This is a genomic window from Methylobacterium sp. AC433 (assembly GCF_979253015.1).
The window spans coordinates 1-22,371 of sequence record NZ_CEEDBN010000026.1; the positions used below are offsets into that span (position 1 = coordinate 1).

The following is a 22,371-nucleotide window of genomic DNA, read 5'->3' on the forward strand; positions in this document are numbered from 1 at the left end:
CTTCCCGCCCACGTCTTCCCGCCCGTGTGATCCCGGCCATCCGACCATGCGGCTGCGTCAGCGACTTTCCTGCGTTCGTCGCGGGTCTGGATTCCGGGCTCGCCCGCGGCGCCCCGGCAAGACAGGCTGGGTTCCAAAGCGGCGCGGGGACCACTCCGGCCGCACGGCGCCCCAACCAGGGGTTGACGGGAGCGCGCGCGCCGGGCTTCGGTCACGGCAGGCTCATCCCTTGCCCACCGGTGCCGATGTCGAACTCCCCTCCCCGCGATCCCGCCCGCTTCGGGACGAGCACCCGCCTCGTCCATGCGGGGCGCGACCCCTCCGCCCAGCACGGCTTCGTCAACACGCCGATCTATCGCGGCTCGACGGTGCTGTTCCCGACCTACGACGACCTCCAGCACCGGCGCGGGCGCTTCGATTACGGCACCTCCGGCTCGCCGACGACGGAATCCCTCACGAGCGCCTGGAGCGAGCTCGCGGGTGCGGCCGGCACCGTGCTGACGCCGTCGGGCCTCGCCGCCCTGACCGTGGCCCTGATGGCGGTGGTCTCGGCCGGCGACCACCTGCTGGTCAGCGATTCCGCCTACCGGCCGACCCGCATCTTCTGCGACGGCGTGCTGAAGCGCTTCGGCGTCGCGGTCGACTATTACGATCCCCTGCTGGGCGCCGGCATCGCCGACCTGATGCGCGACAACACCAAGGCCGTGCTCGTGGAGGCGCCGGGCTCGCAGAGCTTCGAGATGCAGGACATCCCGGCCATTGCCGAGATCGTGCACGCCCGCGGCGCCGCCGTGATCATGGACAACACCTGGGCGACGCCGCTCCTGTTCCCGCCCCATGCGCGCGGCGTCGACATCGCGGTCGAGGCCGGGACCAAGTACCTCTCCGGCAGCTCGGACCTGCTCCTCGGCCTGACCTCCGCGAACGCGACATACTGGCCGGCCCTGCACCGGACCTTCGAGCACTTCGCCATGTGCCCCGGCCCGGAGGACGTGTTCCTGGCCCTGCGCGGCCTGCGCACCATGGCCCTGCGCCTGCGCGAGCACGGGGCGCAGGGGCTCGCCATGGCGCGGTGGCTGCAGGCCCGGCCGGAGGTGGCCTGCGTGCTCCATCCGGCGCTCCCCGACGATCCCGGCCACGCCATCTGGAAGCGCGACTTCTCCGGCGCCTCGGGCCTGTTCGGCGTCATCCTGAAGCCCGCTCCGGAGCGGGCCGTGGCGGCCATGCTCGACGGACTCGAGCTGTTCGGGATGGGCTTCTCCTGGGGCGGCTTCGAGAGCCTCGTCATCCCGTTCGACTGCACGACGTACCGCACCGCCACCCGGTGGAATCCGGGGGGACCGGGCCTGCGCTTCCATATCGGCCTGGAGGACCTTTCGGATCTGCAGGCGGATCTCGACGCGGGGTTCGCGCGGTTGCGCGCCGCGCTGTGAACGCGCGCCCGCTCCGCGCCGGCCGGAACGGTGAACGCTCCGCTGGCCGCGGCACGCCTGTCCGGCCGGGCGCCGGCGGCTCCGCGGCCGGCCCCGAAAGACATTGACAATATTCCTATTCCGTGGTTCAGTGCGGGCACTCGCCTCCCATACGGGAGGCCCTCCGGCGGACCGGGTCGGGGGGCTCGGGGGAGGAGACGGCGCCCCGCGTCGATGGCCCGGTTTCGCCATCGCCCCGGGCCGCATCGGCGACGCAAGGCGTCCCGGACGGGAAGGCCGCACGGCTGGAAGGCCGCACGGCCGCACCCGGTCCCCTGGGACGCACCGAGAGATCGGACGGCCCGCCCACTACGAGGCGGGCTCGGGGCCTCGTGCCCTGATCAGACGGCCGCCGGACGTCGCCGCCCGCAGGGGCGCCGGGGTCCGGAGGGGGGCTGCCACCAGCCGGGTCGCCGGTGCCGAGAAGACGCCGTGACGAAACGGACCGGCCCTCGGAGGGGCCGGGCCGGGGGACGCCGGGGGACCGGCATACCATTCCAAGAAACGTGGTCTCGCGGCGTCCCGCGTCTCCCGTTTCGCGTGCTGTTCCTGGGGCCATCCCCCGCGCCGGCACCGGCGGCGGGGCCGCGCCCGCATGGCCGCGCGCAGGCGCCGCGCGGCCTCACGGCGCCAGCCAGGCGCCGCGCCAGCCATCGGCCCGCTCCCAGGCGGCCCGGCGGTGGCCGCGCCGGTCGAGGTAGAGGAATTCGAGGCGGGCGAGCGTGACCACCACGGCGCAGAAGTTCGGCCGGCCGAGCGTCAGGGCCGTCTCGGCGTCCGGCAGGGTGTAGGCGTCGCCCGCGGGCAGGCGCGCGCCGGGGGCGGGGTCGGCGCCGTAGCAGACCCGGCTCATCGCCATCGACCCGGCCCAGGCGGCCTCCGCCAGGGCGTCGTCGGCGTGGAGCGTCGCGGGGCCGGAGGCGCGGATCTGGATCTTGGCCGCGGAGTCGTAGCCGTGCAGGGCCGCCACCCCGGAGGCCGCGATCTCGGCGGCCTTTTCCGAGCGGCGGTCGCAGTGGAAGCGCAGGGTCCCGGCCACCGGGTCGGCCGCGCGCAGCACCACCGTGCGCACCTGCGGGTGGCCCCGCGCGTCGACGGTGGCGAGCGCGGGCATGTGGAAGGCGTTGCGGCGCAAGGCGGGCCCCTCCGCCAGCAGGCGCCAGACCTCCGCGAGCGCCGCGCCGAGATCGTCGTGGAAGGGCGGCAGCGGCGTCATCGCGCCGGGGCGGCCGCCCGGGCGGCGCGGCGCTCGCGCAGGATCAGGGCGACGTTGCGCAGGTAGATGAAGGTCGAGAGGGCCTGTCCGAAGATGATCACCGGCTCGCGCCGCACGAGGCCGTAGACCAGGGTCATCAGGCCGCCCGCGATGGAGAGGAACCAGAAGGCCAGGGGCATCACGCTCCTGCCGGCCCGCTCGGAGGCGAGCCACTGCACCACGAAGCGGGCGCCGAACACCGCCTGGGCCAGGATGCCGAAGACCAGCCAGGCATCGAAGCGGGTGACGAAGACGTCGTAGACGTAGCCGCGCACGTCCTCGGCGAGCTGGATCAGCATGGCTCAGGCTCCCGTCACGTCCGTGACCCGCGGCGTCACCCGCTTGCGCCGGATCAGCCACCACACCCCGGCCAGGTCGAGGAGCCCGACCCAGAGGCGGTCGAACAGGCCGTATTTCGAGGTGCCGGTGAAGCGCGGCCGGTCGACCACGTCGCGGTGGACCACGCCGAAGCCCTCGCGGGCGACCAGGGCCGGCATGAAGCGGTGCTGCCCGTCGAAGAACGGGAGGGTTTGGTAGACCTCGCGGCGCACGAGCTTGTAGCCGCAGCCGGTGTCGCGGGTGGCGTCCTTCAGGATGCGCACCCGGACCCCGTTGGCGATGCGCGACTGGAGGCTCTTCAGCCGCCCGTCCTTGCGCCCGACGCGCTGGCCCTGGGCGAGCCCGACGCGGGCGCCGCCCGCCTCGATGGCCTGGAGCAGGGGCTCCAGGAAGGCCGGGTCGTTCTGGCCGTCGCCGTCCATCAGGGCGCAGACCGGCCCCCGCGCCACCGCGATGCCGCTGCGGATGCCGGCGGCCTTGCCGGCGGTGCGGTCGTGGGCGAGCACCCGCAGCCAGGGCCGCCCGGCTCGCGCCGCCCGCAGGGCCTCGGCGGTGCCGTCGGTGGAACCGTCATCGACGTAGATCACCTCGAAGGGCGCCAGGGGCGCGCAGGCGGTCTCGAGTTCGGCGACGAGGCTCGCGATGTTGCCGGCCTCGTTCTTCACCGGGATGATCACGGAGAGGCGCATGGGTGTTCGATCCGAGGAGGGTCAGGGCGTCGTCGCGTAGGCCGAGAGGTCGACCCGGCGCCCGCCGTTGATGTTGAAGCCCGAGACGGTGCCGACCCGGTTCGGCGCCAGCCCGGCCGCCCCGGCGGCGGCCTCGAACGCCGCCGCGAACCGGCCTTCCACGTAGACGAGGCGGCAGGCCTCTCCCTTGCGCGGAGCGTCGCCCTTCAGCGAACTTGCGGCCTCGAGCGACTCCGGCCCCTTCAGCGACTCTGGCCCCTTCAGGAAGTCGACGGCCTCGGCGCCGGTGCCGAGCATGGCCAGATCGGTGCCGATCAGGAAGACGAAGCTCGGCTCGCGGTAGCCGAGGCTGGCGACGCGCGGATGCGGGCAGGGCAGGCGATCGCGGATCGCCGCGAGGCGGGGCGAGACCTTGAGGGCGGCCATGACCGGCTGGGTCAGGCCGAAGACGGCCGGCGAGAGCAGCATCGCGGCCAGGATGCCGAGGCCGAGGGCGCGCTCGGGCAGGCCGCGGGCGAAGGCGCGCCAGGCCAGGGCCGCCACGGCGCTGGCGCCGAGCAGCAGGGGCAGCCCGGCCCAGGGCAGGGTCCGGTCGTAGGCGAAGGCGAAGGCCGAGAGGCCGAGGGTGAGGCCGACGGGGATCAGCACCACCAGCCCGGCGGTGAGCCGCGCGCCCCGGCGCTCGGGATGCAGCGCGCCGGCGGCGAGCGCCCGCACGGTGAGGATGGCGATGGCCGGCATCAGCGGCAGCACGTAGTGGGGCAGCTTGGTCGGCACGATCTCGAACAGGATCCAGGTCGGCACGATCCAGGCGAGGAGGAAGGCGATGGCCGGCTCGCGCCGGTGGCCCCAGGCGAAGGGCGCGCTGAGGGCCGCGAAGGCCGCGCCGGGCCAGAAGGTGCCGAAGAACGCCACCAGGTAGGCGCCGGGCGGGGCGAAGTGCTTCTCCGAGCCGCCCTGGACCTTGCTCAGCATGTCGTGGCCGACCGCTTCGCCGTAGAAGGCGCCGCCGCTCTTCCAGGTGATGGCCGCGAACCAGGGCGCCACGATCAGCAGGGTGAGCGGCAGGCCGAGGCCCGGCCGCAGGGCGCCGAGCCAGCGGCCGGAGCGCGACCGGACGGAGAGGATCAGGGCCGGCAGGCCGCAGAACAGCGGCACCATCGGACCCTTGATCAGGATGCCGAGGGCCAGCCCGAGCCAGAAGGCCAGCACCGCGACGGTGTCGAGGCGTCCTTCTGCGCGGTCGCGCTGGAGCCAGGCGCGGGCGAGGCCGCCGAAGGTCGCCACCGCGCAGGCGCAGAGCAGCGCGTCGGTCTTGGCGAGCCGCGCCTCGGCCGAGAGCACGACGCAGGCGCCGAACAGGGCCGCGGCGAGGAAGGCCCCCCGCCGGGGCAGGAAGACCAGGGCCGACCAGTAGGTGAGGAGCACGGCCCCGATGGCGCCCAGCAGGGACGGGATGCGGTAGAGGCCGATGGTGGTGCGGGCGTTCGGCACGCCGAGCGCCTCGGCGGCGCCGACCACCGCGGCCTGGGCCCAGTAGATGCCGACCGGCTTCTTGTGGCGGGCTTCCGCCTGGAAGCGGATGTCGACGAGATCGCCGGTCTCCAGCATCTGCTTGGAGGCCTGGGCGAAGCGCGGCTCGTCCCGGTCCATCGGCTGGAGCGAGGCGATGCCCGGCAGGAAGCAGACGAGGCAGAGGGCCACCAGGAGGGCGCAGGCCCAGGCATGGCTCCGGGTCGCGGCGGACAGGAGGGTGTCCGGGAACGCGAAGGCGTCCCCGCGGGCAGGGCGGGGCACGGTGACGCGGTCGGTCATGCTGGGGGATGGGCCGTCAGGGGGGACATACGCGGCTCCGGACCGGCACCCGGCCCCTGGAATCCGGTCGATGATTCCGGTCGAGGCCGCGAGGCCGGCGGTGTCGATGATGCGGCCGGGAATGTCAAATCCCGGGTTCCGCCGGGTCGCCGGCCGCCGCGCCCGGCGCCCCCTCCCCGGTCCCGCGGAACCGCTGCCGGTAGGAAGCGGGCGCCACCGCCACGTGGCGGAGGAAGCTGCGCCGCAGGGTCTCCTCGGAGCCGAAGCCGCAGCGCGCGGCGATGCGCTTCACCGGCAGCGACGTCTCGGCCAGGAGCCGCCGGGCCGCCTCGACCCGCTGGCGCTCCAGGGCGCGGGCGGGGGTCAGCCCCGTGGCGGCCTGGTAGTGGCGGGCGAAGCCGCGCGGGCTCATGCCGGCGGCCTCGGCCAGGCGTGGCACGGTGAGGTCCTCGTCCAGGTGGTCGGCGATCCAGGCCTGGAGCGCCTCGAAGCGCCCGCCGCCCGCCGCGGGCGACAGGACCTGCTGCGACAGGACGGTGCTGAACTGGGCCTGGCCGCCCGGGCGCTTGAGGAAGACCACGAGGTGCCGGGCGACCGCCAGCGCCGCGGCCCGGCCGAGATCGGCCTCCACCAGGGCGAGCGCCAGGTCGATGCCCGCCGTCACCCCGGCCGAGGTCCAGACCGGGCCGTCGCGGATGAAGATCGGGTCGGGCTCGACCCGGGCCTCCGGATGCCGCCGGGCGAGCGCGTCGCAGCGGGTCCAGTGGGTCACCGCCCGGCGCCCGTCGAGGAGGCCCGCCGCCCCGAGCAGGAAGGCGCCGGTGCAGACCGAGGCCACCCGCCGGGCCCGGGAGGCCCGGTCGGCCACCCAGGCGGGCAGCCCGTCCGCGATCGCTCCGTCGACGCCGCGCCCGCCGGTGACCACGAGGGTGTCGACGGACGCGTCCGCGGGGGGAAGCGGCTCCGTCGCGAGGCCGAGCCCGGCCGAGCTGCGGATCGTGCCGCCGCCCGCCGCCACCACCCGCAGGGCATAGGGGGCGGGCCCGGCGTCCGCGAGGTCGTTGGCGGTGGCGAAGACCTGCAGCGGCCCCGACACGTCGAGGAGTTGCACCCCCGGGAAGGCGAGAATCTCGATGCGACGCGGCCCGTCGGAGCGCAAGTCTGGCAGGAAACGAGGGGTCTTCGTCATTCCGGCCAGAGCCTGCCGGGTTAGGGTCGCCCTGTCCAGACAGCCGGAGACAGACCCCATGCCCCTCGCGATCGGCCTCCTCACCTTCCCCGACGTCCAGCAGCTCGACCTCACCGCGCCCTACGAGGTCTTCGTCGGGATCCCGGATGCGCGGGTCCACCTCGTGGCCGCCGACCGGGGGCCGGTGACGAGCTCCACCGGCCTCGTCCTCGCCCCGACGCTGGCCATGGCCGACTGCCCGCAGCTCGACGTGCTCTGCGTCCCCGGCGGCCTCGGGGTGAATCCGCTGATGCGGGATGCGGCGGTCCTCGCCTTCCTGCGCGACCAGGCGGCGCGCGCCCGCTACGTCACCTCCGTCTGCACCGGCGCCCTGGTGCTCGGGGCGGCCGGGCTCCTGCGGGGACGGCGCGCCACCACCCACTGGGCCAGCCTCGACCTCCTGGCGGCCTTCGGGGCGATCCCGGTGGCCGAGCGGGTGGTGCGCGACGGCAACCTCCTCACGGGAGGCGGCGTCACCGCCGGGATCGACTTCGCCCTGACCCTGGCGGCCGAGCTCTCCGGGCAGCCGGCGGCGGAGGCGATCCAGCTCGGCCTGGAATACGCACCGGCGCCGCCCTTCGCCGCCGGCACGCCCGCCGGCGCCGGCCCGGCCGTGCTGGCGGCGGTGCGGGGGCGCCTCGCCGCCGGCCGGGCCGAGCGCGAGCGCATCGTGGGCGCGATCACGGGCGCGACCGACATCGTCGCCTGGGGGCCGGCCGTCGCCTGAGGCGGGTCGGGCCGGCCACGGACCGGCCTTGGCGCATTCTTAAACGTATTCTGCGCGCCTGTCGGGCGGGGCCGGCGGCCCTAGAGTGCGGGTCCTCGCATGCGTGACCTTGCCGGCCCTCGAGCGCGGAGTGGACCATGACCACGGGCATCGCCACCGGCGCGGGCGCGACGGCCCGCGCGGATCTCCCCGATGCCGTGCGCATCGGGGCGATGGGCGCGATCCTGCTCTTCGTCCTGATCGGGGCCGATCCGTTCCTCGACGGGACGGCGGCGGAGAACGCCGCCTCGCGGGCCGGCGGCAACCTCGTCAACCAGGGGCTGTTCCTGGTCATGGCGGGCATCGCGGCGGCGGTGCTCGCCTGGCGCGGACGCGAGGCCCTGCGGCCGCTGGCCACCCTGCCGATCCTGGCGACGCTGGGCTGGATCGGCGTGTCCACCGTCCTCTCGATCGAGCCCGCCGTCTCGGCGCGGCGCCTCGTCTCCCTGGTCATCATGTTCGGCGGGGTGGTGAGCGTGCTGGTGCTGGCCCGCGACGCCCGCCAGTTCGCCCACGTCCTCGGCGGCAGCGTCCTCGTCGTGCTGGCGACCTGCTACCTCGGCCTCGTGCTGGTGCCCGAGCGCGCGATGCACACCGCCCTCGACCTGATCGAGCCCGAGCATGCGGGCAGCTGGCGCGGCGTCTTCGCGCACAAGAACGGCGCCGGCGCGGCCATGAGCCTGTTCATCATCGTCGGGCTGTTCTGGGCCGGGATGGGTCAGCGCCTCCTGGGCTCCGCGGTCGTGGTGCTGGCGGGCGTGTTCCTCGTCTTCACCAACGCCAAGACCTCCCTGGTCATGACGCCGGCGGTGCTCGGACTGACCTGGGCCTGCACCCTCTCGGCTTCCGGCGCCTGGCGCCGGCTGGTGCTCCTCGGCCCGTTGGCGCTGCTGCTCCTGCTCACGGTGGGCTCGGTGATGTCGTCCGGCCTGGGCGCCCTGGTGGCGGCCCTCGCCGCCGACCCGACCTATACCGGCCGCACCGAGATCTGGAGCTTCGCCCTCGACAACATCGCCAAGAAGCCCTTCACCGGCTTCGGCTACGGCGCCTTCTGGGAGAGCGTGTTCTACGGCGGCGGCGGCGATGCCACGACCTGGGTCAACCGCGCCACCGACGCCCATGACGGCTACCTCAACACCGCCCTGGAGAGCGGCCTGCCGGGCCTCGCCCTGACGGTGTGGTGGATGGTGCTGGCCCCCCTCTCCGACCTCCAGGCCCAGCGCCGGGCCGAGGCCGGCCCCGGCCTCGACCCCCTGCGGCTGCTGTTCCTGCGGATCTGGCTGTTCGGCCTGATGGTGGGGGTCTTCGAATCGGTGTTCTACCAGGCCACCAACGCGCTGTTCTTCCTCCTCGCCCTCTCCGTCTTCGGCCTGCGCTTCGGTGCCGCCGGACGGGTCGTTCCGGGGACGCCGCGGTGAGCGCCCTCGCCCATCCGCCGACGGCGCCGCTGCCGGCGCTCACCGCCCTGCGCTTCGTGGCCGCCGCCTACGTGGTGGTGTTCCACTATGCCGGCTTCTTCTTTCCCGACGCCGCGATTCCCGGGGCGGTCCGCCTCGGCTATTCCGGGGTGACCTTCTTCTTCCTGCTCTCGGGCTTCATCCTGGCCTACACCTACCGGGATGTGGACCTGACCGACCGTGCCGCGCGCGCGCGGTTCGCCTGGGCCCGGGTGGCGCGGGTCTATCCGGTCTATCTCCTGTGTCTCGTCCTCGCCCTGCCCTGGTTCGTCGCCTGGGTGGCGAAGTCCGCTCCGCCCCTGCAGGGGCTGATGGCCGCGGGCGCGGTGCTGGCGCCGCTGGGCCTGCACGCCTGGGTGCCCGGCGCGGCCTGCTCCCTCGACTGCCCGAGCTGGTCGGTCTCGGTGGAAATGGTCTTCTACGCCCTGTTTCCCCTCCTGCTGCCCCTGGCGCTCGCGGCGCCCGGGCGCATCGCGCGCCTGACTCTCGCGGCCTGGATCGTCCTGACCGGCGGAGCCGCCCTCGCCTTCGCGCGCTACGCCCCCGGCCTCTCGCTGATCGGGCCGGAGCCGGGGGGCGCGGGGCCGGTGCTGCTGGCCCAGGCCATCAAGTACAACCCCCTGATGCGCCTGCCGGAATTCGTCGCCGGGCTCCTCCTCTACGCCGCCTGGACCCGCTGGCGGCTGCCCACCCCCGTCCTCCTCGCCCTCGCGGCCCTGGCCGGCCTCGCCCTGGTGGCGGGCACCCCCCACCTGTCCGAGGTGCTGCTCCACAACGGGCTCACGGCATTGGCCTGGGCGCCCCTGATCCTGGCCGGCGCCCAGCTCCGCAGCGGCCCCCTGGTGACGCCCGGCTTCGTCTTCCTCGGCCGGATCTCGTTCGCCCTCTACCTCATCCACGTCCCGGCCTACGCCCTGGTGAACAGCCTCGACCGGGTCGTCCTCGGGGGCCGGCTCGCCGCCGCACCCTGGCTCGGATCGGGCCTCGCCGCCGCCCTGGCCCTCACCCTCGGCGTCCTCCTGCATCGGGGCCTCGAGGAGCCGATGCGCCGGCGCATCCTGCGCCGGGCGACGCGCCCGCGGGCCGCCGGCTCCGTGGCGGTGGGGTGAACCGCACCCCGTCAGCGCGCGTTCAGCAACCGCCCGGTATCCTGGAGCACTTCGAGCCCTGTGAAGGTCTTCGAACCTCCACGAGGCCGGAGGATCAACAACAGCAAAGGTCACACCAGCAGAAGGTCATGGCTTCATGTCCATGAAATCGCTGTTTCGCACGATGCTTGCCCGCACGACTCTGGCCGCGACGCTCGGCAGCGCCGGTGCCGTCGGCCTCGCCGCGGCCGCCCAGGCCGCGCCGATCGCGGCCGCGCCCGCCGGCACCCTGGCGGGCGCGGCCGTCGAGACCGTCGCCTATGGCTGTGGTCCCGGCTTCATCCCGAACCGGTTCGGCTATTGCCGGCCGATGTACCGCCCCTACGGCTATGACCGGCCGCGGCCGTTCTACGGCCCCCGTCCCTTCTACGGACCGCGCTACGGCTACTACCGCCCGCGGCCGCTCTTCGGACCCTATTTCTAGGACGCGGGCCTGGCCCGACGCGAGACCGGGCGGCGGCGCGCCGCCCGCGTCATTTCGCTGACGCGCGCCGGGGCCGCGCCGGGACTAGGACCCTGGGCCTGTCCCGAAACCCCGCACCGGGAAACCCATGCGCGCCCTCCTCCTGCTCGGCCTGCTGGCCGTCGCCCTCCTCGGCCCGGCTCCGGCCCGGGCCCAGACGGTGCTGCCCACGATCGACGCGGCCAACACCCGCTACGCCGCCCTTGACGGGATCACCGCCGACACCGTCGGCCGGCTGCAGGTCGCCTGGACCTTCTCCACCGGGATCCTACGCGGCCACGAGGGCGCGCCCCTGGTGGTGGACGGGGTGATGTACGTCCACACCCCCTTCCCCAACACCGTCACGGCCCTCGATCTCGACCAGGACGGCCGCATCCTGTGGCGCTACGAGCCGAAGCAGGATCCAGCCGTCATGGCCCTCCTGTGCTGCGACACGGTCCATCGCGGCCTCGCCTATGCCGACGGCGCCCTCTTCCTGCAGCAGGCCGACACCACCCTGGTCTCCCTCGACGCGAAGACCGGTCGGGTGAACTGGTCGGTCCGCAACGGCGACCCCGCCCGGGGCGAGACCAACACCGCCGCCGTCCTGCCCGTGAAGGGCAAGGTCCTCGTCGGCCTCTCGGGGGGCGAGTTCGGGGTCCAGTGCCACGTCACCGCCTACGACGCGCACTGGCGCCCGGCTCTGGCGCGCCACCGCGACGGGCACCGACGAACAGATGCGGGTCGACCCCGAGCGCACGACGTCGCTCTGCAAGCCGATCGGCCGGGATTCCTCGCTTAAGAGCTGGGAGGGCGACCAGTGGAAGACCGGTGGCGCCTGCGCCTGGGGCTGGTTCGCCTACGATCCGGCGCTCGACCTCGTCTATTACGGCACCGGCAATCCCTCCACCTGGAATCCGCGCCAGCGCCCCGGCGACAATCGCTGGGCGGCCTCGATCGTGGCCCGCGATCCCGACACGGGCATCGCCCGCTGGCTCTACCAGATGACGCCCCACGACGAGTGGGACTACGACGGCGTCAACGAGATGATCCTCACCGACCAGGTCGTCGGCGGCGTCACCCGCCCGCTCCTCACCCATTTCGATCGCAACGGGTTCGGCTACACCCTCGATCGGGCCACCGGCGAACTCCTGGTGGCGCAGAAATTCGACCCCGCCGTGAACTGGGCGACGCGGATCGACCTCGACCGGGCCTCGCCGGGCTACGGCCGCCCGGTCCGCGACCCGCGCGTCTCGCCGGAGGCCAGCGGCGAGGACGAGACCACCCGGGACATCTGCCCCGGCGCCATCGGGGCCAAGAACCAGCAGCCGGCGGCCTACTCGCCGCGCACCCGGCTGTTCTACGTGCCGACCAACCACATCTGCATGGATATCGAACCCTTCCGGGTCACCTACACCCCCGGGCTGCCCTATGTAGGCGCCACCGTGAGCCTGCACCCGGCCCCCGACGATCCCCGCACCGGCACCCTGACCGCCTGGGACGGGGTCGCGGGAGCGATCCGCTGGTCGATTCCCGAGCCGTTCTCGGTCTGGTCCGGGGTGCTCGCCACCGCCGGGGACGTGGTGTTCTACGGCACCCTCGAGGGCTACCTGAAAGCGGTCGACGCGCGCTCGGGCCGCGAGCTCTACCGCTTCAAGACCCCCTCGGGCATCATCGGCAACGTCACCACCTACCGCCACCGGGGGCGGCAATACGTGGCTGTGCTCAGCGGCGTCGGCGGCTGGGCCGGGATCGGCCTGGCGGCCGGCCTGACCAACCCGAACGACGGCGCCGGCGCGGTGGGCGGCTACGCCGCCCTGTCGCGCTACACGGCGCTCGGCGGCCAGCTCACCGTCTTCGCCCTGCCCGAGTGAGCCTTGGGATACGCGCCGGCGGTCAGCCGAGATCCTCGTCCTCCTCGGCCGGGGCGTAGACCGCCTCGCCCAGGCGCTTCAGGGGGCCGCCCGGGCCCGAGCGCTTCCACAGGCGGGTGTTGAGGGCCGCCACGGGGTCGTGCCCGGGCAGTTCGAAGCCCAGCGCCGTCAGGCCCTGCAGGATCTCACCGGCATGGAGCGGCCGGCCGGCCTCGTGCAGGAGGTTGACGGCGGCCGCCACCAGGGCGCGCCCGTGCCGGCGGGCGGCCACGAGGTCCTCGCCCGCCCGCACCAGGTCCGAGGCCCGGCCGGGCAGGCTCCCGGCGCCAGCGCCGGGGTCCGAGACCGCCGGCCCGGCCCGGGCAGGCTCGGCGGCGGCGGCCGGCGCGCCGAGGCGGCGCCCCAGTTCGAGGTAGAGCTGATGCTCGGCGATGGCGCGGTCGAGTTCGTCGCGGCGGTGGCGCAGGTCGCGCAGGACCGCCTCGGCCTCGGCCTCGGACAGGAACATGGATGTCTCGCGGAAGAACGTTGAGCCGTCACCGACGGAACATTCCACAATTATTCCATGCGGTCCATCGCCGGACGATTCATATTCCTTTTCCTGTAAGGAATACTCGGTCAGGCGACGGCCTGTACGGCCCTGCGCGGCAGCCTGGCGCCGCGCGGCGGAATGAGCAGGGCACTCGGGTCGGCGGGCTGCAGCAGCATGCCGGTGTCGTCGAGACGGATCGGCAGTTTCGGAAACACCTCCTGCAGGTGGACGAGGTCCGCCTTGAAGGCCTGCCGAAAGCTGCGGAGGCTGGCATTGTCGGCGCCGAACTGCTTGTGCAGGTTGTCCCAGGTCAGCCGCAGGGGCCGCTGCAGGGCGCGCAGGCGGTAGCCGACCCAGAACAGCAGGTCGAGCTTGCGCGCCGAGCCCGAGAAGGCCCGGGCCGCGCGGATGTCCACCGGCAGGGCGTGCTGGATCAGGTTGTCGTAGAAATCCTGGTGGAACTGGACGCTCTTCTGCCAGACCACCCCGTCGGCGCCCTGCGGCAGCCAGAGGTCGAGCTGGCGGAAGGGCGGCACGTTGAGGGTGCTGGCGCTGCCGGCCCCGTCCCAGAGGCCGATCTGCAAGGTGCAGGCGGCCAGGCGCGCCAGCTGCTCCTTGAACTGCCGGATGGTGCCGCGCTCGCCGCCCGTGACGGCGAAGCCCATCTCCTTCATGAAGCCCGACAGGCTGTCGGCCACCGCCACGGTGGGGCTGCGCTGGCGCACGGCCTCGGTGCAGAGGTGCAGCAGGACGAGGCGGGCCTTGGGGCCGTAGGGCAGGCCCTGGAACTCCATCTCGCCGGTGGCGGGGTTCTTGAGGCGCCCGGCCAGGAGGCTCAAGGAATTCCGGCCGTATTCCCGGAAGAATTCGCGGGCGTCGCCGGGATCGCGATAGGGCAGGCCGCAGAGCGCCAGCACCGAGTGGATGTGCTGCAGGTTCTCCGGACCCGTGGGCTCGGTCTCGATGACCTCGCGGATGGCGTCGCGCCGGCGCTGGTCCCGGCCCATGGCCTGGCGCCGGCCGGCCACGGCGCCGCGGGCGGCGGCCTCCGCGTCCCGGGCCCGCTGCCGGTGCAGGATCGTCTCCGCGATGGTGGCGAACAGGAAGCTGCCCCGCGCCGCCTCGACCTCGGCGAGAAGGTCGGCGTCGCGGATGCCCGCCAGGATGTCCTCGATCCTCATGATCCCGGTGGTGACCCTCGTGCCATGCGAAAAGGCTCACCCGGGGATCGCCCCCGGACCGCGTCGCGCGGCGACCATGCCCGATTCCCCGCCGCGGAGTCTCGGCGCCCGAGGCCGGATCCCGGCGCCATCCCGGCTATCCACCGGCCGGGACGGAGAAACCCCGCACCCGGTCGAGGGCCAGATCCGGTCCGCGCGCGCCGACGCAGAGTTCGATACGGGACCGAATCCCGCACAATCCCCGGAGTTCACCGCCCGGAGCGCTGATCCACGCCGAACCCGATACGCAGGCACGCAGAATCCCATGCACCGACGGGGTTTGCCCACGCAGAGTTCGATACGCGGACGCGCAGAGTCCGATACGCGGACGCGCAGAGTTCGATGCGCGAACACCCGCCAAGCCTTTCCTGCAACACGGCTTTCGGCATCCCCATATAACTCTCAGAAATGACTCTCTGAGAATCTCTTACTGATACCTTTCCTAAGGGTCCGGGAGCCGTTCGGAAGAACGAACACATCACCGGCCAAGGCTTTTTCAGGGGAATTTTCCAAAGAAAGACACCGTCTCTCCCGCCTCCGTCCCCAGCCTGACGGGTTGGCCCGCAATCCGCTAAGGGAGGCGCAGCGAGGCCTGATGCGGAGGAATGGGGTGAGGATCGAGGATCTGCTGGCGCTGATGGCGCAGCTGCGCGACCCGGAGACCGGCTGCGCCTGGGACGTGGCCCAGGATTTTTCCAGCATCGCGCCCTACACGGTGGAGGAGGCCTACGAGGTGGCCGACGCCATCGCCCGCGGCGACCTCGAGGACCTGCGCGACGAGCTCGGCGACCTCCTCCTTCAGGTGGTCTTCCACGCCCGCATCGCCGAGGAGGCCGGGCTCTTCGCCTTCCCGGACGTGGTCCGGGCGGTGATGGAGAAGATGGTCCGGCGCCATCCGCACGTCTTCGCGCCGGACGGCGCCCTGCTGCCGGCGGGCTCGCCCCGGCGGGACCCGGAGGCCGTGGCCGCCCAGTGGGCGGCGATCAAGGCCGAGGAGCGCCGGATGAAGCCGGCCCGTGAATCGGGACCGCTGGCGGGCATCCCCCTGCCCCTGCCCGCCCTGACGCGGGCGGAGAAGCTCTCGGCCCGGGCCGCCACCTACGGCTTCGACTGGACCGACCCGGACCAGGTGGTGCTGAAGGTGCGCGAGGAGATCGACGAGGTCGCGGATGCCATGGCCCACGGCACCCGGGCAACGGTGGTGGAGGAGCTCGGCGACCTGTTGTTCTCGGTCGCCAACCTCGCCCGCCACCTCGGCATCGATCCGGAATATTCCTTACAAGAAGGGAATAGGAAGTTCGAGCGCCGCTTCGACGCCATGGCGGCGGCCCTCGAGGCGCAAGGGACCGGCCTCGCCGAGAGCGATCTCGACGCGATGGAGACCGCCTGGCGGGCCGTCAAGATTTCGGAGAAGGACTGACCGCGGGCGCTTCGGCGGCGCGACGCCGGAACGGCCAGTCGATGACCCCGCCGGCATAGAGCGCCCACCAGACGAAGACCGGCTGAAACGCCAGCCGGGGCCCGTGATACCACCAGCTGTCGGGCAGGCCCGGCACGACGATGCCCTCCAGCGCGTGCTTGAGGTTGGCCGGGAAGACGCAGACCGCGTAGAGGGCCAACCCGATCCCGGCCCAGCGCCGGGTCGGCTCCCAGGCGAGTCCGAGGACCCCGGCGAGTTCGCACAGGCCGGTGGCGATCACCACCAGACGGGGTGCCGGCACCCAATCCGGCACGATCGGCAGGAAGGCGTCGGGGGCGGCGAGATGCACGCATCCGATGAAGCCGTAGGCCGCCATCAGGGGCAGGCGCCAGCGGAACCGGGATTGCGCTGTCATGCAACGAACACGCCGCGCAGATCGGCCGCGAGGGCCTTCACCATCGGATGCGCCGGGCTCGCATAGGCGGTCTCGCCGATCGCCGTCACCGGGGCGAGGCCCCGCAGGGAATTGGTCACGAAAACCGCTTCGGCGCGCAGGAGCGCGTCCACGCCGAAACTCCGCTCCGCGACGCGCAGGCCGAGGCGCGGCGCCCAGACCGAGAGAATCTCGGCGCGCAGGATGCCGGGCAGCACGCCGTCCGCGAGGGGCGGCGTGACGAGGGTGGCGTCGATCACCGCGAACAGGTTGCCCGTCCCGGCGCAGGCGACGTGCCCCCGCGTGTTCCGGAACAGGGCCTCGTCGAAGCCGGCGGCCCGGGCCGCGCCGGCGGCCAGCACCGCGTCGAGGTAGCCGAGCGTCTTCAGGGTCGCGGCCGGCGAGGTCTCGTTGCGGCGGATCTCCGTGGGGTGGAGGGTCAGGGGTGCGAAGGCCAGGGCCGGCCCCACCGGGGCGGCGCTCGCCCACAGCACCGGCCGCGGCTCGGCCGGGGGGCTGAGCCCGCGCGGCCCGGAGCCCCGGGTCACGGTGGTGCGGATCGCCGCCAGGGGATGGGCCCGGCCCGCCGCTTCGGCGAGCCCCCGCATGGCCTCCCCGATGCGCTCGGGCGCCACGGGAAAGCCCAGCGTCGCGGTGGCGGCGGCGAGGCGGGCCACGTGCGCGGCCTCGAACACGATGCGGCCGTGCCGGGCCAGGGCGGTGTCGAACACCCCGTCCCCGAGGGTCAGGCCCCGGTCGGCGAGGTCGAAGGGCACCGGCCCCTCGGTGAGGCCCCCGTCAAACCACAGCATCGGTCTGGCCCGGCAGGGGGTGGTCGGCGCGCCAGTCGCGCGCCAATCGCAAAAAGTTGGCGAAGAGGGCGTGTCCGTTCTCGGTGAGCACCGATTCCGGGTGGAACTGCACGCCCCAGGTCGGGTGGCTCCGGTGCGACAGGGCCATCACCTCCCCCTCGGTGGAGACCGCGTCGATGCGGAGGCGGTCGGCCATGCCGGGCTCCGGCGCCACGATGAGCGAGTGGTAGCGCCCGACCTGCATCGGGTCGGGCAGGCCGGCGAACAGCCCGGCCCCGTCGTGCCGGATCGGCGTCGCCTGCCCGTGCAGGGGGCGCCCGGCCCGCGCGACCCGGCCGCCGAAGGCCGCGCCGATGGCCTGGTGGCCGAGGCAGACGCCGAGCAGCGGCACCGCGCCGGAAAGCTCGCGGATGGCGGGCAGCGAGATGCCCGCCTCCGCCGGGGTGCAGGGGCCGGGCGAGATCACGATCGCCTCGGGGTCGAGGGCGCGGATGCCGGCGACGTCGATCGCGTCGTTGCGCGCCACCCGCACGGTCTCGCCCAACTCCTCGAAGTAGCGCACCACGTTGAAGACGAAGCTGTCGTAGTTGTCGATGACGAGGATCACGGCACCCTCCCAGCACCCGGATCCGAGGGATCGGGCTCGAAGGCCTGGAACACCCGGGCGGCCTTGGTCAGGGTCTCCTCGTATTCCGGGCCCGGCTCGGACAGCAGGGTGACGCCGCCGCCGGCCTGGAGCACGGCCCGGCTCGCATCCATGAACACGGTGCGGATGGCGATCGACGTGTCGAGGTCGCCGGTGAAGTCGAGGGCGCCGATGGCGCCGCAATAGAGCTCGCGCGCGTCGCCCTCGATCTCCGTGATGATGTCCATGGCGCGCAGCTTCGGCGCGCCGGTGATCGAGCCGCCCGGGAAGGTGGCGGCGATCAGGTCGAGGGCGTCCAGGTCCGCTTTCAGGGTTCCGGTGACCACCGACACCAGATGGTGGACCGAGGCGTAGGATTCGAGGCCGCACAGAACCGGCACCCGCACGCTGTGGGGCTCGCAGATGCGCGAGAGGTCGTTGCGCAGGAGGTCGACGATCATGATGTTCTCGGCCCGCTCCTTGGCGTTGGCCTGCAGCGCCTCGCCCAGGCGCGCATCGGCGGCCGGGTCGGCCACGCGCCGCACCGTGCCCTTGATCGGCCGGGTCTCGATCGCCCGCCCGCTGAGCTTGAGGAAGCGCTCGGGACTGCTCGAGGCGATGCGCAGGGTGTCGAAGTCGAGATAGGCGCCGAAGGTCGCCGGGTTGGTGGCGCGCAGGCGCTGGTAGAGGCCGAGCGGGTCGAAGCCCTCCGGCAGGTCGGCCTCGAAGCGCTGGGCGATGTTGGCCTGGTAGATGTCGCCGGCGCGGATGTAGTCGCGCACCCGCTCCACCGCCGCCTCGTAGCCGGCGCGGGTGAAGTTCGAGCGCCAAGCGAGCGGCCCCTGCGCGGCCGGCTCCGGACTCGGTCGGGCCTCGGCCAGGAGCGCGCCGAACTGCGCCAGCCGGGCTCGCGCCCGGGCCTCGCGCGCCGCCGGCTCGGTCTCGGGAAAGCCGGTGGCGAGGAGGCGGCAGCGCCCGCTGCCGTGGTCGATGCTCAGCACCGTGTCGTAGAGGTTGAAGGCGATGTCGTCGCAGAGGCCCGCCCGCCGGGCCGGGGGCGCCACCCGCTCCAGCGTCGCGCCGAGGTCGTAGGCGAAATAGCCGATGGCACCGCCCGCGAAGGCCGGGAGATCGGGATCCCGCGCCCTGCGGTAGGGCGCGAGGCAGGCGCGCAGCGCCTCCAGGCCGGAGCCCGGCACGGGACGTCCGTCCAGCGTCGCTCGGCCGTCGCGAAACCGGAAGCGCCCGAAGGGGTCGGCCGCCAGGGTCGAGCTCCGCCCCAGGGTGTCGTGGTGCATGGCGCTGTCGAGGAAGGCGAGCCCCGGCAGGGCGGCCAGGGCCTCGGCCGCCGCGACGGATTCGACGAACGGGATATCAGCAATCCACATGACGACTCGAAGGTTTCAGGGCGGCGACGGACCGATGATCCCGGCGTGCCGAAGCATCGGGGGCCGAAGCATCCGTCGCGGCCTGCGGTATCATGCACAGGTGGCATGCGCGACGGCGTGGCAAAAGCGCGATCCGCGCATGGCTCGGACCCTCCCGGCTCGCTTAGACGGGCGAATCCCGTTATAGGGCTGTCAACCTTTTTGTCCCGCCCTCCCCCGATTCCAAGGCCGGTCCGGTTCCCGCAGCCGCGCCGGCCCGACGAGCATCCATGACCGCATCCCCCCTGTCATCGACTCCCGCCGAGACGGCGCCGAAAAGCGCCCCGAAGATCTCCTTCGTCTCCCTCGGCTGCCCCAAGGCGCTGGTGGATTCCGAGCGCATCCTCACGCACCTGCGCGCCGAGGGCTACGAGCTCGCCCGGCGGCATGACGGCGCGGACGTCGTCATCGTCAACACCTGCGGCTTCCTCGATTCGGCCAAGGCCGAGTCGCTCTCGGCCATCGGCGAGGCCATGGCGGAGAACGGCCGCGTCATCGTCACCGGCTGCATGGGCGCCCAGCCGGACGAGATCCGCGAGAAGTATCCGAACCTGCTCGCGGTCACCGGGCCGCAGGCCTACGAATCGGTGGTGGCGGCGGTGCACGAGGCGGTGCCCCCGGCCCACGACCCGTTCCTCGACCTCGTGCCGCCCCAGGGGGTGAAGCTCACCCCGCGCCACTACGCCTACCTGAAGATTTCCGAGGGCTGCAACAACCGCTGCACCTTCTGCATCATCCCGTCCTTACGCGGAGACCTCGTCAGCCGCCCGGCCGGCGACGTGCTGCGCGAGGCCGAGAAGCTGGTGAAGGCCGGCGTCAAGGAGCTGCTGGTCGTCTCGCAGGACACGTCCGCCTACGGCGTCGACATCCGCTACGCCACGAGCCCCTGGCGCGACCGGGAGGTGCGGGCGAAGTTCTACGATCTCGCGGCCGAGCTCGGCGAGCTCGGGGCCTGGGTGCGGATGCACTACGTCTACCCCTACCCGCACGTGGACGAGGTCATCCCCCTGATGGCGGAGGGCAAGGTGCTGCCCTATCTCGACATGCCGCTCCAGCACGCGAGCCCCTCCGTGCTCCGCCGCATGCGCCGGCCCGGCAACCAGGAACGCCAGCTCGAGCGCATCCGGCGCTGGCGCGAGATCTGCCCGGATCTGGCCATCCGCTCGACCTTCATCGTGGGCTTTCCCGGCGAGACCGAGGCCGAGTTCGAGGAGCTGCTCGCCTGGATCCGGGAGGCCAAGCTCGAGCGCGTCGGCTGCTTCGAATTCGAACCGGTGGGCGGCGCGGTGGCCAACGGCCTCGGCGACCCGGTACCGCCGGAGGTCAAGGCCGAGCGCAAGCGGCGCTTCATGGAGGCGCAGCAGGGCGTCTCCGCCCGCCTGCAGAAGGCTCGCATCGGCAAGCGCCTGCCCGTCATCATCGACGCGGCCGACGGCACCGTCGCCAAGGGCCGCTCGAAATACGACGCCCCCGAGATCGACGGGAACGTCCACGTCACGGCGCGCCGGCCCCTGCGGGTCGGCGACATCGTCACCGTGAAGATCGAGCGCGCCGATGCGTACGATCTCTACGGGAGCGCGGTCTAGGACCGGGGCGACGTCCGCCAGGGACTTCGACCGACATGCGCCGCTCCTCTCCCGGCAGGCGGGGAGACGGGATGCGGACGCATCGGCGTGCATCGGGCCCTACCCGCCCCCGATCGCCTCGCTCGTGATCCGCGTGACGCCGGCCGCCTGCATGTCGGCCCAGGCCCGCGCCACCGAGCCGTCCAGGTCGATGCCCCGCACCGCATCCGCGACCACCAGGGCCTCGAAGCCGGCCGCCCGCGCGTCGAGGGCGCTCCAGGCCACGCAGTAATCGGTGGCGAGGCCGCACAGGATCACCCGGGTGAAGCCGCGCTCGCGCAGGTAGCCGGCCAGCCCCGTGGGCGTGCGCCGGTCGGCCTCCAGGAAGGCCGAATAGCTGTCGACCCGGCGGTGGTGGCCCTTGCGGATCACCAGCTCGGCGCGGTCGGCCGCGAGGCCGGGGGCGAGGGCGGCCCCGGCGCTGCCCTGCACGCAATGCTCTGGCCACAGCACCTGCGGGCCGTAGGCCAGGGGCACGGTGTCGAAGGGCGCCCGGCCGGGATGGCTCGTGGCGAAGGAAACGTGCCCCGGCGGATGCCAGTCCTGCGTCAGCACCGCGTGCGGGAACAGCCCGAGGAGGCGGTTGACCGGCGCGACCACGGCGTCGCCGTCGGGCACGGCGAGCGCTCCGCCGGGCAGGAAGTCCACCTGCACGTCGATGACGAGGAGGACGTCCCGCGCTCCCGGGATCACGGCATCCTCCGATCCCGGAAGAGCCGGATCCTGGGATGTCCGGATCACGGGATCATCACCGTGGCGCCGGTGGTCTTGCGGGCGGCCAGATCCCGGTGGACCTGCTGCGCGTCGGCGAGCTTGGCGGTGCTGTGGACCGGGATCTTCACGGCGCCGCTCGCCACCACCGAGAACAGGTTCTTGGCCATGGCATCGAGGGTCTCGCGCTTGCTCGCATGGGCGAAGAGCGAGGGGCGGGTGGCGTAGAGCGAGCCCTTCTGGCCCAGCAGCGCCAGGCTGAAATCGTCCACCGGGCCGGAGGCCGAGCCGAAGCTGACGAACAGGCCGAGCGGGCTGATGCAGTCCAGCGAGGCCGGGAAGGTGTCCTTGCCGACGCCGTCATAGACCACCGGCACGCCCTTGCCGCCGGTGATCTCCTTGACCCGGGCGGCGAAATCCTCGTCGCGGTAGAGGATGACGTGGTCGCAGCCGTTGGCGCGGGCGAGTTCGGCTTTTTCTTCGGAGCCGACGGTGCCGATCACCGTGGCGCCGAGGTGCTTGGCCCATTGGCAGGCGATGAGGCCGACGCCGCCCGCGGCGGCGTGGAACAGGATGGTGTCGCCGGGCTTCAGCGCGTAGGTCCGGTGCAGCAGGTACTCGGCGGTGAGGCCCTTGAGCATCATCGCGGCGGCGGTCTTGTCGTCGACGTCGTCGGCGAGGTGCACGGCGGCGCTCGCCTCGATCACCGCCTCCTCCGCATAGGTGCTGGCGGCCGAGCCGTAGGCCACCCGCTCGCCGACCCGGAACTCGGTGACGCCCTGCCCGACCGCCACGACCTCGCCGGCGCCCTCCTTGCCGGGGGTGAAGGGCAGCTGCGGCGCCTTGTAGGCGCCCGAACGGAAGTAGATGTCGATGAAGTTCACGCCGATGGCGGTCTGCCGGACGTGGATCTGGCCGGGGCCCGGAGCCGGCAGCCTCACGTCCTCGTAGCGCATCACCTCTGGGCCGCCGTATTCGTGAACCTGGATCGCCTTCGGCATCGTGTCGTTCCTCTCTGTGGGTCGTCTGCGGTCTTCGCGTCTGCGGCCGTCTTCTTCCGCCCGTCTTCGACGCGGCCGAT

The 22,371-nt window shown here is 72.9% G+C and carries 20 protein-coding genes and 1 pseudogene; 8 read left to right on the forward strand and 13 right to left on the reverse strand.

Annotated features, from left to right (window positions below; all coding sequences use genetic code 11):
* Positions 1-245: 245 nt before the first annotated feature.
* Positions 246-1,433: a cystathionine beta-lyase gene (gene metC, locus AC0IWM_RS22610; RefSeq protein WP_471758764.1), complete on the forward strand. Its 1,188-nt coding sequence runs from the start codon at positions 246-248 to the stop codon at positions 1,431-1,433.
* A gap of 661 nt (positions 1,434-2,094) precedes the next feature.
* On the opposite strand, the gene AC0IWM_RS22615 is transcribed toward metC, so the two are convergent.
* The 5 genes from AC0IWM_RS22615 to AC0IWM_RS22635 all read right to left on the reverse strand — a co-directional run bounded on the left by AC0IWM_RS22615 (position 2,095) and on the right by AC0IWM_RS22635 (position 6,759).
* The gene (locus tag AC0IWM_RS22615) at positions 2,095-2,688 is read right to left on the reverse strand and encodes a pyridoxamine 5'-phosphate oxidase family protein (RefSeq protein ID WP_471758766.1); all 594 of its coding nucleotides are present in this window, start codon (positions 2,686-2,688) and stop codon (positions 2,095-2,097) included.
* A complete protein-coding gene (locus tag AC0IWM_RS22620; protein WP_056468610.1) occupies positions 2,685-3,026 on the reverse strand; it encodes a lipid-A-disaccharide synthase N-terminal domain-containing protein in 342 nt (113 codons plus the stop codon). The genes AC0IWM_RS22615 and AC0IWM_RS22620 overlap by 4 nt, the downstream gene beginning before the upstream one ends.
* Positions 3,027-3,029: 3 nt before the next feature.
* Positions 3,030-3,755, reverse strand: a complete 726-nt coding sequence (locus tag AC0IWM_RS22625; protein WP_471758767.1) for a glycosyltransferase — start codon at positions 3,753-3,755, stop codon at positions 3,030-3,032.
* A 21-nt stretch (positions 3,756-3,776) separates the two neighbouring features.
* Positions 3,777-5,570 carry an ArnT family glycosyltransferase gene (locus AC0IWM_RS22630; protein WP_471758769.1) on the reverse strand — a complete coding sequence of 598 codons (1,794 nt, stop codon included), beginning with the start codon at positions 5,568-5,570 and terminating at the stop codon, positions 3,777-3,779.
* Positions 5,571-5,694: 124 nt separating this feature from the next.
* Positions 5,695-6,759 (reverse strand): GlxA family transcriptional regulator, encoded by a 1,065-nt coding sequence (locus AC0IWM_RS22635; RefSeq protein WP_471758771.1) that lies wholly within the window; start codon positions 6,757-6,759, stop codon positions 5,695-5,697.
* Positions 6,760-6,817: 58 nt separating this feature from the next.
* Here AC0IWM_RS22635 and AC0IWM_RS22640 point away from each other — a divergent pair, with 58 nt between their 5' ends.
* The 5 genes and pseudogenes from AC0IWM_RS22640 (at position 6,818) to AC0IWM_RS22660 (ending at position 12,485) form a co-directional block, all read left to right on the forward strand.
* Positions 6,818-7,525, forward strand: coding sequence for a DJ-1/PfpI family protein (locus AC0IWM_RS22640; RefSeq protein ID WP_471758773.1), 708 nt, complete (start codon positions 6,818-6,820; stop codon positions 7,523-7,525).
* 137 nt (positions 7,526-7,662) lie between these two features.
* Positions 7,663-8,982, forward strand: coding sequence for an O-antigen ligase family protein (locus AC0IWM_RS22645; RefSeq protein WP_471758775.1), 1,320 nt, complete (start codon positions 7,663-7,665; stop codon positions 8,980-8,982).
* Positions 8,979-10,130: an acyltransferase family protein gene (locus AC0IWM_RS22650; RefSeq protein ID WP_471758777.1), complete on the forward strand. Its 1,152-nt coding sequence runs from the start codon at positions 8,979-8,981 to the stop codon at positions 10,128-10,130. The genes AC0IWM_RS22645 and AC0IWM_RS22650 overlap by 4 nt, the downstream gene beginning before the upstream one ends.
* Positions 10,131-10,272: 142 nt before the next feature.
* Positions 10,273-10,593 (forward strand): GCG_CRPN prefix-to-repeats domain-containing protein, encoded by a 321-nt coding sequence (locus AC0IWM_RS22655; protein ID WP_471758812.1) that lies wholly within the window; start codon positions 10,273-10,275, stop codon positions 10,591-10,593.
* Between the two features lie 127 nt (positions 10,594-10,720).
* Positions 10,721-12,485: pseudogene (locus AC0IWM_RS22660) on the forward strand (methanol/ethanol family PQQ-dependent dehydrogenase).
* Between the two features lie 22 nt (positions 12,486-12,507).
* Here AC0IWM_RS22660 and AC0IWM_RS22665 read toward each other — a convergent pair.
* Positions 12,508-12,993 carry a hypothetical protein gene (locus tag AC0IWM_RS22665; RefSeq protein ID WP_471758779.1) on the reverse strand — a complete coding sequence of 162 codons (486 nt, stop codon included), beginning with the start codon at positions 12,991-12,993 and terminating at the stop codon, positions 12,508-12,510.
* A 110-nt stretch (positions 12,994-13,103) separates the two neighbouring features.
* Entirely contained in the window at positions 13,104-14,198 is a 1,095-nt protein-coding gene (locus AC0IWM_RS22670) for a replication protein RepA (RefSeq protein ID WP_471758781.1), read from the reverse strand.
* A gap of 634 nt (positions 14,199-14,832) precedes the next feature.
* Here AC0IWM_RS22670 and mazG point away from each other — a divergent pair.
* The gene (mazG, locus tag AC0IWM_RS22675) at positions 14,833-15,657 is read left to right on the forward strand and encodes a nucleoside triphosphate pyrophosphohydrolase (protein ID WP_471758783.1); all 825 of its coding nucleotides are present in this window, start codon (positions 14,833-14,835) and stop codon (positions 15,655-15,657) included.
* On the opposite strand, the gene AC0IWM_RS22680 is transcribed toward mazG, so the two are convergent.
* The 4 genes from AC0IWM_RS22680 to pabB are packed head-to-tail and all read right to left on the reverse strand — an operon-like array spanning position 15,635 to position 18,915.
* The gene (locus AC0IWM_RS22680; RefSeq protein ID WP_471758785.1) at positions 15,635-16,072 is read right to left on the reverse strand and encodes a DoxX family protein; all 438 of its coding nucleotides are present in this window, start codon (positions 16,070-16,072) and stop codon (positions 15,635-15,637) included. The genes mazG and AC0IWM_RS22680 overlap by 23 nt on opposite strands.
* Positions 16,069-16,902: an aminotransferase class IV gene (locus AC0IWM_RS22685; protein ID WP_471758787.1), complete on the reverse strand. Its 834-nt coding sequence runs from the start codon at positions 16,900-16,902 to the stop codon at positions 16,069-16,071. The genes AC0IWM_RS22680 and AC0IWM_RS22685 overlap by 4 nt, the downstream gene beginning before the upstream one ends.
* On the reverse strand, positions 16,889-17,509 hold the full coding sequence (locus AC0IWM_RS22690; RefSeq protein ID WP_471758788.1) for an anthranilate synthase component II: 621 nt from the start codon (positions 17,507-17,509) through the stop codon (positions 16,889-16,891). The genes AC0IWM_RS22685 and AC0IWM_RS22690 overlap by 14 nt, the downstream gene beginning before the upstream one ends.
* Positions 17,506-18,915, reverse strand: a complete 1,410-nt coding sequence (gene pabB / locus AC0IWM_RS22695; RefSeq protein ID WP_471758790.1) for an aminodeoxychorismate synthase component I — start codon at positions 18,913-18,915, stop codon at positions 17,506-17,508. Before pabB ends, AC0IWM_RS22690 begins: the two co-directional genes overlap by 4 nt.
* Before the next feature lie 269 nt (positions 18,916-19,184).
* Between pabB and rimO the strand changes: the two genes are divergently transcribed.
* Complete coding sequence (rimO, locus tag AC0IWM_RS22700; protein ID WP_471758792.1) at positions 19,185-20,540, forward strand: 30S ribosomal protein S12 methylthiotransferase RimO; 1,356 nt, start codon at positions 19,185-19,187, stop codon at positions 20,538-20,540.
* A 99-nt stretch (positions 20,541-20,639) separates the two neighbouring features.
* Here rimO and pncA read toward each other — a convergent pair whose 3' ends face one another.
* Both pncA and AC0IWM_RS22710 read right to left on the reverse strand, forming a co-directional pair.
* Positions 20,640-21,272 carry a bifunctional nicotinamidase/pyrazinamidase gene (gene pncA / locus AC0IWM_RS22705; protein WP_471758794.1) on the reverse strand — a complete coding sequence of 211 codons (633 nt, stop codon included), beginning with the start codon at positions 21,270-21,272 and terminating at the stop codon, positions 20,640-20,642.
* A gap of 44 nt (positions 21,273-21,316) precedes the next feature.
* Positions 21,317-22,291 (reverse strand): quinone oxidoreductase family protein, encoded by a 975-nt coding sequence (locus AC0IWM_RS22710; protein ID WP_471758796.1) that lies wholly within the window; start codon positions 22,289-22,291, stop codon positions 21,317-21,319.
* Between the last annotated feature and the right edge of the window lie 80 nt (positions 22,292-22,371).